The organism is Micromonospora sp. RTGN7, from assembly GCF_033804645.1.
GTDB lineage: Bacteria > Actinomycetota > Actinomycetes > Mycobacteriales > Micromonosporaceae > Micromonospora.
The window spans coordinates 20286-28598 of record NZ_JAPZLF010000033.1; the positions used below are offsets into that span (position 1 = coordinate 20286).

The following is an 8313-nucleotide window of genomic DNA, read 5'->3' on the forward strand; positions in this document are numbered from 1 at the left end:
CCCTCGGGCGGGAGAGGTTCGCGAGTCCCCCGTTGGTGGCTTCCCGCCACCTGAGGGCGAAATCGGCCCAGAATGGGCATGCGGGCGATTCAGCCGCCAGCCGGCCGCCGGCCGCGAGACGCTGCGAGGGGGCGGTGGAGATGGCCACGTACGAGTACCGGTGCCAGCAGGACGGCACCTTCGACACCACGCTGCCGATCGGCACCGCCGGCAGCGCCGCGCGCTGCCCACGGTGCGGTGGCCCGGCCGCCCGGGTCTTCTCGGCACCCCGGCTCACCCGCACACCGGCGGCCCTGCGTCGGGCGATCGACCGGACGGAGCGCAGCGCGGAGGCGCCGGACGTAGTGACGCGTGTCCCGGGCCGGCCACCGCCACGGCGGTCACCGAACCCGGCCCATGCCCGCCTGCCCCGCTGGTAACCGGCGCGCACCGGCAGGTCCCACCAGCCCGACCGAAAGGCAGAACGACATGCCCGAACTGTTGTTCCCCCTCGACTCCGCCAAGAGGTTCACCGACCAGGAGAAGATCGGCCACAACCGGTGGCACCCGGACATCCCACCCGTGGCCACCGTCCGGCCCGGCCAGTCGTTCCGCGCCCACTGTCGAGAGTGGTTCGACGGGGCGATCCACAACGACGACTCGGCCGAGGACATCCGGGACGCCCCGCTGAGCCGGGTTCACGCCCTCAGCGGCCCCTTCGCCGTGCAGGGCGCCGAACCCGGTGACCTGCTCGTCGTCGACATCCTCGACCTCGGGCCCATCCCGCAGGAGGACTCCGGACCGCTGGCCGGCCAGGGCTGGGGATACACCGGTGTCTTCCCCACCGGCAACGGCGGCGGATTTCTCACCGAACAGTTCCCCGACGCCTACAAGGCCGTCTGGGACTTCACCGGCCGGCAGGCGACCTCCCGGCACATCCCCGGCGTCGAGTTCACCGGAATCACCCATCCCGGGTTGATGGGCACCGCCCCGTCTCCGGGACTGCTGGCCACCTGGAACCAGCGTGAGGGCGCGCTGCGCGCCACCGACCCGGACCGAGTGCCGGCCCTGTCCCTGCCGCCCGAGCCCCGCGACGCCATCCTCGGCACGCTCACCGGTGCCGAGTTCGACCGGGTGGCGGCGGAGGCCGCGCGTACCGCCCCGCCCCGGGAGAACGGCGGGAACCAGGACATCAAGAACTTCACCGCGGGCACCCGGGTCTTCTACCCGGTCTACGTACCCGGCGCGAACCTCTCCGTGGGCGACCTGCACTTCTCCCAGGGCGACGGGGAGATCACCTTCTGCGGCGCCATCGAGATGGGCGGCTTCATCGACCTGCGCGTCGACCTGATCAAGAACGGCATGCAGACGTACGGCGTCGCCGAGAACGCCATCTTCCTGCCGGGGAACACCCCACCGCAGTTCAGCCAGTGGCTGGCCTTCTCCGGGCTCTCCGTCACCCTCGACGGCCAGCAGCGCTACCTCGACTCGCAGTTGGCCTACCAACGCGCGTGCCTGCACGCCATCGACTACCTCACCCGCTTCGGTTACCAGCCCGAACAGGCGTACCTCCTGCTCGGCGCGGCGCCGATCGAGGGCCGCTTCTCTGGGGTGGTGGACATCCCCAACTCCTGCGCGACGGTCTACCTGCCCACCGAGATCTTCAACTTCGACATCCGCCCGTCCGCCGCCGGCCCGACCAGGATCGACCCGGGCCAGGGGGCCCCGAAGGCCAGCATGCCCTGACCGCACGACAGTGGGCCCGCACCGGGGCCGGCGCGGCGCCGGCGACCGGACGCACGGACCCGAGCGCCACCGGCCGACCGGTGGCCGGCGACCGCAGCCGCCGGGCACCGGGCGGGGTGCTACTTGGTGCCGGTCAGGGCGACGAGGGCGCTGGCCGTGTGGAAGTACGGGTTGCGGCCGAGGTCGCCGACGGTGGTGATACCGAAGGCCTCCTTGAGCAGCTTGGCGTCGCCGGCACTGACCCCGGCGAGGGCGGCCACCGGGGCGTCGACCAGCTCGGTGAGGGTCTTGTCCTGGTAAGCCTTGTCGACCATCTTGGTGAGGTCGGCGGTGACGGGCATGCACACTCCTTCACACTCGGCCGGGTATTCCGGCCCAAACGGAACAACCGCCAGAATTAGATCATCTCGCACGCCGCCGGTCCACTCTGGACCCGAGTCCCTCAGTCCTCGTCGTCGCCGCCCTCGTCGTCGTCACCGAGGGAGTCGAAGACCTCCTCGGCGACCATGCGGCCGGCGAAGCCGAGCGCCAGGGCCCTTGCGGCACAGCGCAATCGGCGTCGTCCACGATGGATTCCGCTCGCCCGGCAACCTAGCAACGCCACCTGTGAGAGGGTTGGACGAGCTCGGGCGACCACGGTCAGTCAGGCCGGCGCAGGGGGCGCCTCTCGCCGTCGGCGACCTACCGACCCGCGCGACCCGCACCCCTCGACCTGATCATCTCCATCACGAGCAGGGCCAGCGCCACGGGGCAGGGATGAGGGACACCGGCGGCACCGAGGTGCGGGTCCGGCCGGCGTCGCCGGCCGGACCCGTGGCCATCGGCTGGGTTAAGGGTTCGCGGTAAGGTAGACCACCTGGTTGGCGGCGTTCGCGGTGCCGCCGGTGTTGTTGATCACCCGGTTGATGGTGCCGACGCCGCCGAGCGACACGGTGACCATGTTGGTGAACCGCACGTTCGGGTTGGTGGGCGCCTCGATCGCCCGTTCGGCGACCACCGCGGGGTTGACGTTGAAGTAGCAGTAGCTGCCCAGCCCCCAGGCCTGGTGGCTGGTGACGGAGTCGGCCACCTTGTACGCGGCGTATCCCCGGGTCGCCCCGTTCATCCAGGCGCCCTGGTTCGGCGGGTCGTAGGGCATTTCGTTCTGGTAGAAGTACGTCCGCCCGCCGTTGCCGTTCCAGACGGTCTGGTACTTCTGGTAGTGCTCGACGAAGAGTCCGTACATGGTGACGCCGTCGCCGTTGACGGTCAGGCCGGTGTCTGCGGTGTTCACCGCCCATCCCACCCCGTCGCCGTGGTCGGCCCGCCACAGCCACATGTGGTCGCCGATGACGTTGTCGCTGTTGACGGTCAGCGTGGTGGTGGCCCGGCCGACGCCGGGGCCGCCGATGCGGAAGAAGACGTCATGCAGCGAGGTCGGGTTGGCGGCGTGGCTCGCCGCCGAGCCGGCCGGACCGACCTCCATGAGCACCGGCGAGTTCACCGCGCCGGCCTCGACCATGATGCCGGCAACCTTCACCCCGTCCACGTCGGCGATCCGCATGGCGGCGGTGCCGTTGTCCGGCTGGATGGTGGCCAGGCCGAGGCCGAGGACGACGGTGTTGGCCCGGTTCACCTGGATCGGCTCGCTGACGTGGTGCACGCCCGGGGTGAACAGCAGGTGCTTGCCCTGGGCGAGGGCCGCGTTGATGGTCGCCGCGCTGGTGCCGGGTTGGACGACGAAGAACTCGGCCAGCGACAGCGACGAACCGGCCGGGGTCTTGCCGTACCAGCTGGTGCCCGCCGAGTTGCTGCGCAGGGCGGGGACGAAGACCCGGTACTCGCCGGTGGAGTCGACGTAGAGGAACGGCTTCTCCCGCACCTGCGGGGTCTGCGCGATCACGGTGTGCGACGGGTTGGGGAAGTTCGGCGGCGGGGCGCCGGTGACGCCCTGGAAAACCATGTTCCAGACCGAGCCGGTCCAGCTGCCGAACTCGCTGTTGCGCGAGTACCACTGCTGCTGGGAGCCGGAGACGACCTGCCCGTCGATCTTCGTGTCGGCCATCAGGCCGCCGCTGGCCCAGCCGTCGCCGCCGTTCCAGAGCTGGATCTGGTTCTGTGCGCCACGCAGGTGCATCCGGCGGTAGGGGGCCGCCTGCGACACCGCCCAGCGTTCCACGCTGGTACCCGCCGGCAGGGTCACCGACAGGTTCTCCGCCGCACGCCAGAAGTTCTGGGTGGCGTTGCCGCCCATCCAGAACGCCTCGACCCGGACGTGGCCGTTGAGGTTGACGTCATCCGGGCTCATCCCGAGGCCGGCGACCTGGGTGAAGAAGCCGAGGTTGACGTCGGCGGTGTAGGTACCCGGCTTGAACAGCACGGCGTAGCGCTGGGGGCCGAACTGGTTGGTCTCCTGCTGGGTGAACAGGGTGTTCAACCGGTTCTGGATGGTGCTGGTCGGCGTGCTCGGGTCGAACACGAAGGTGTTCGGCCCGAGGTTCGGGTTGCGCGGGTCGGTCGGCTCGACCGGCGGGACGTCGGTCCCGGTCACGTTCACCTCCAACTCCCAGAGGGAGTAGCCGTAGCCGGTAGCCCGGGCGGTGCCGTACATCCGCACGTACCGGCCGGCCCCGGTGACGTCCAGGGACTGGACGCCGCCGGAGCCGGTGGTGGTGCTCCAGACCGTGCTCCACGCGCTGCCGTCGGCCGAGGTCTGGAGCTGGAAGGCCCGGGCGTACGCGGCCTCCCAACGCAGGGTGACCCGGCAGATCGACCGGCTGGCACCGAGGTCGACCTGGAGCCACTGGGGATCGGCCGCGACGCTGGCCCACCGGGTGCCGGTGTTGCCGTCGACGGCGGCCGAGGCGGGGTTGCCGGCGCCCTCGACGGACGAGGCGGTCACCGGGCGCCCCTGCGCGGCGTTGGCGGTGCCACAGGTGGGTGTGGTGCCGCCGAACTCGCCGTAGACCTGGAACTCCCAGAGCGAGTAGCCGTAGCCGGTGGCCCGGGCGGTGCCGTACATCCGCACGTACCGGCCGGCCCCGGTGACCGGCAGGGTCTGCGTGCCACCGGTGCCGGTGGTGGTGCTTGCGACGGTGGTCCACGCGCTGCCGTCGTCGGAGGTCTGGAGCTGGAAGGCCCGGGCATAGGCGCCCTCCCAGACCAGGGTCACCTGGCTGACGGTGGCCCGGGCGCCCAGGTCGACCTGGAGCCACTGGGGATCGCTGAAGGCGCTCGCCCAGCGGGTGCCGGTGTTGCCGTCGACGGCCGCCGACGCGGGCGTGCCGGCGTTCTCGGTGGACGAGGCAGTGGCCGGCCGGCCCTGCGAGATCAGGGTCGGCGCCGCCTGCGCCGGCGCGGTCAGGCCGGTCGGCGCGAGCGCCGCGACGAGCGCGACCACCAGACCGATGACGGTACGCCGCCGGGCGGGCCGACGGCCCGCTGCCGGGCGCACGGATGAAGCGTGAGATGTCATGACATCACCTGTCGATAGGGGGTGACGGACGCCGGGCGCGACGGGGGACGACGAGCGGACCGTGGCGCCGCGGATGGCGCTGCCGGGGGGCGGCACCACGATGGGAGAGCGCTCTCGGAGAGTGTTACGGCGAGATTGCATCGCCGTCAAGACATCGATCGCCGACACTGCTGATCGACGCGACTTCTGCCCTCTCGGGACACCTCGCTCTTGACGAATCTGCCGGTGGAGACTTTAATGACGGCATTAATTAAGCGTTGACGAATTGCCGACCGACTCCCCCACCGCCCGCTCGCCGCCCACTCAGGCGCTGCGGCGAACCACCAGAACGGGGTCGTGGATGACCGACGCGACGCGCAGCCGCGGATCCTCGATCCGGGCCAGCAGCAGCCGGGTCGCCTCGGCGGCCATGACCTCCAGCGGATGCCGGACGGTGGTCAGCGGCGGCTGGGCGGCCTGCGCGGCGCTGCTGTCGTCGAAGCCCACCACCGCGACGTCGTCGGGCACTCGACGGCCCGCCTCGTGCAGGGCGACCAGGGCGCCCTGCGCCATCAGGTCGTTGGCGACGAAGACGCCGTCGAGGTCGGGGTGGGCAGCCAGTAGGCGGCGCATGGCGGTCTCGCCGCTCTCCCGGGTGAAGTTGCCCGACTCGGACGGCGACCACGCGTACCCACGGCGGGCCATCGCCTGCCGGAACCCGGCCACCCGGTCCTGGCTGGCCGGCACGTGCTCGGGACCGCCGACCAGACCGATGTGCTGGCAGCCCCGGGCAAGCAGGCGCCCGACGGCCAGCGCCGCGCCCGCCTCGTTGGCCACGTCGACGTAGCTGATCGGGGCCGGGCGGGCGGGGCGGCCCACCATCACCGCGGCGATCCCGGCCTCGACCAGCAAGCCGGGCAGTGCGTCGTCGGGGTGCAGCGACAGCAGCACCACGCCGTCGGCCTGCCCCTGACGCAGGTCCCCGACCAGCCGGGCGCGCGCCGGCGGGCTGCCCACCAGGTGCAGGCCGAGCTGCACACCCGCCGGGCGCAGGACGCTCAGCATGCCGCCGACGACCCGGCCGAAGAACGGGTCGGCGAAGAACCGGCCCAGGAACGGGTCGTCGTCGTGCTCCTCGCTGTCGGACACGACCAACGCGACGGTCCCGGCCCGCCGGGTGACCAGGGAACGCGCAGCACGGTTCGGCACGTAACCGGTCGCGTCCACCGCCGCCCAGACCACGGTGTGCAGGTCCGGATCGACGTTGCGCACCCCGTTGACAACACGCGACACGGTGGCCCGGGAGACCCCGGCCACCCGGGCGACATCCTCCAGGGTGGGCAGCCGGCTGCGGGCCGAGCCGCGCTCCCCCGGGCGGGACAGGTTGCCCAGCTGGGGCGGTTCCGCCATCCGGAAGTTATAGCACGCCGGCGGGAAAGCGCTCTCTGAGCTGCGCGGGGCGCCGGTCGCACCCGGGCCGGCCTCGCATTCGCACAGTGTCCACCGCTTGACAGCAGGTGACCGACGGGGCAAGACTGGCGAAGCCTTGGAGAGCGCTCTCCGGGGCTCGGAACTCCGGGAAGTGGTGATCGGATGCGAACGCTCGCGACCACGCGGACCTCCGTCGGCCTGCGGTTCCCCGCCGACTTCTGGTGGGGCGCGGCCACCGCGGCGTACCAGATCGAGGGGGCGGTGCACGCCGACGGCCGGCTGCCCTCCATCTGGGACACCTTCGCCGCCGTCCCCGGCCGGATCGCAGGCGGCCACACCGGGGAGCACGCCACCGACCACTTCCACCGGCACCGCGACGACGTGGCGCTGATGGCCGAGCTGGGCCTGTCGGCGTACCGCTTCTCGGTGGCCTGGCCCCGGGTGCGCGCCTCCGGCGGCGGGACCAACGCTGCCGGCCTGGCCTTCTACGACCGGCTCCTCGACGACCTGCTGGCCGCCGGCATCAGCCCGGCGGTCACCCTGTACCACTGGGACCTGCCGCAGGAACTGGAGGACGCCGGGGGCTGGGCGGCACGCGATACCGCCGCCCACTACGGGGAGTACGCCGCTGCCGTCGCCGACCGCCTGGGCGACCGGGTACGACTGTGGAACACCCTCAACGAGCCCTGGTGCTCGGCCTTCCTCGGATACGGCAGCGGTGTGCACGCGCCCGGGCGGCGCGACCAGCGCGACGCGCTGCGCGCCGCGCATCACCTGCTGCTGGCTCACGGGCACGGCGTCGCCGCCCTGCGCGCCGCCGGCGTCACCGGGCAGGTCTCGGTGGCACTCAATGTCGGCACGGTGCGGCCCGTCACCGACGCGCCCGCCGACCGCGACGCCGCGCGGCGCATCGACGGGCTGCTCAACCGGATCTTCCTCGACCCGCTGCTGCGCGGGGCCTACCCGGCCGACGTGCTCGCCGACACCACGGCCCTGACCGACTGGTCCTTCGTGCGCGACGGCGACCTCGACCTGATCGCCGCGCCGCTGGACGCGCTGTGCGTCAACTACTACCAGCCCGACCTGGTCGGCGCGGCCCCCGACGGCCGGCGCGACCCGGACACCCCGTACCCCGGCGCGGAGCGCGTCGCGTTCCACCCGGTGCCCGGGCCGGTCACGGCGATGGGCTGGTCCATCGACCCCGGCGGGCTGCGCGACATGCTGCTCCGCGTCACCCGCGACTATGGCACACCGCCGCTGTACGTCACCGAGAACGGCGCGGCCTACCCGGACGAGGTCGACGCCGACGGCCGGGTACGCGACCCGGAACGCACCGACTACCTGCACCGGCACCTGGCCGCCGCGCACGAGGCGCTGATCGCCGGCGCGGACCTGCGCGGCTTCTTCGTCTGGTCGCTGATGGACAACTTCGAGTGGGCCCTCGGCTACGACAAGCGGTTCGGCCTGATCCACGTCGACTACGCCACCCAGCGGCGGACGGTCAAGGACAGCGCCCGCTGGTACGGCCGGACGATCGCCGCGAACGGCGTCGACCGCCCCAGCTGAGGGCCATCGCCCGCGCGCACCCGGCGGGCGCGACACCCAGCCGGGGGGGGGGGCGCGGGGGGGGCGGGGGGGCGCCCGGGGGAGCCGGGGGCGCCCCTCGGCGGTGCCGCCGACTCAGGTGGTCGGCAGGCTGACGTTCGCCACGAAGCTGAGGATGA

Annotated in this window: 6 protein-coding genes; 3 read left to right on the forward strand and 3 right to left on the reverse strand. The window is 72.3% G+C overall.

Translation table 11 applies throughout. From position 1 onward, the window contains the following. Positions 1-140 precede the first annotated feature (140 nt). Positions 141-419, forward strand: a complete 279-nt coding sequence (locus tag SNR22_RS28280) for a zinc ribbon domain-containing protein (RefSeq protein ID WP_320069729.1) — start codon at positions 141-143, stop codon at positions 417-419. 49 nt (positions 420-468) lie between these two features. Next, positions 469-1725, forward strand: coding sequence for a formamidase (gene fmdA / locus SNR22_RS28285; RefSeq protein WP_320069730.1), 1257 nt, complete (start codon positions 469-471; stop codon positions 1723-1725). 119 nt (positions 1726-1844) lie between these two features. Here the strand turns inward: fmdA and SNR22_RS28290 are convergent, their stop codons facing one another. The 3 genes from SNR22_RS28290 to SNR22_RS28300 all read right to left on the reverse strand — a co-directional run bounded on the left by SNR22_RS28290 (position 1845) and on the right by SNR22_RS28300 (position 6568). Further along, positions 1845-2066, reverse strand: coding sequence for a hypothetical protein (locus tag SNR22_RS28290; protein WP_320069731.1), 222 nt, complete (start codon positions 2064-2066; stop codon positions 1845-1847). Between the two features lie 488 nt (positions 2067-2554). Continuing rightward, on the reverse strand, positions 2555-5179 hold the full coding sequence (locus tag SNR22_RS28295) for a discoidin domain-containing protein (protein ID WP_320069732.1): 2625 nt from the start codon (positions 5177-5179) through the stop codon (positions 2555-2557). A 303-nt stretch (positions 5180-5482) separates the two neighbouring features. Next, entirely contained in the window at positions 5483-6568 is a 1086-nt protein-coding gene (locus tag SNR22_RS28300; protein ID WP_320069733.1) for a LacI family DNA-binding transcriptional regulator, read from the reverse strand. 183 nt (positions 6569-6751) lie between these two features. On the opposite strand from SNR22_RS28300, the gene SNR22_RS28305 reads away from it, so the two are divergent. Continuing rightward, positions 6752-8155, forward strand: a complete 1404-nt coding sequence (locus SNR22_RS28305) for a GH1 family beta-glucosidase (RefSeq protein WP_320069734.1) — start codon at positions 6752-6754, stop codon at positions 8153-8155. The last annotated feature ends 158 nt before the right edge of the window (positions 8156-8313 follow it).

Coding starts and splice junctions, on each gene's coding strand:
- SNR22_RS28295 (WP_320069732.1), bottom strand. CDS start 5,179: ATGACATCTCACGCTTCATCCGTGCGCCCGGCAGCGGGCCGTCGGCCC.
- SNR22_RS28305 (WP_320069734.1), top strand. CDS start 6,752: ATGCGAACGCTCGCGACCACGCGGACCTCCGTCGGCCTGCGGTTCCCC.
- fmdA (WP_320069730.1), top strand. CDS start 469: ATGCCCGAACTGTTGTTCCCCCTCGACTCCGCCAAGAGGTTCACCGAC.
- SNR22_RS28300 (WP_320069733.1), bottom strand. CDS start 6,568: ATGGCGGAACCGCCCCAGCTGGGCAACCTGTCCCGCCCGGGGGAGCGC.
- SNR22_RS28280 (WP_320069729.1), top strand. CDS start 141: ATGGCCACGTACGAGTACCGGTGCCAGCAGGACGGCACCTTCGACACC.
- SNR22_RS28290 (WP_320069731.1), bottom strand. CDS start 2,066: ATGCCCGTCACCGCCGACCTCACCAAGATGGTCGACAAGGCTTACCAG.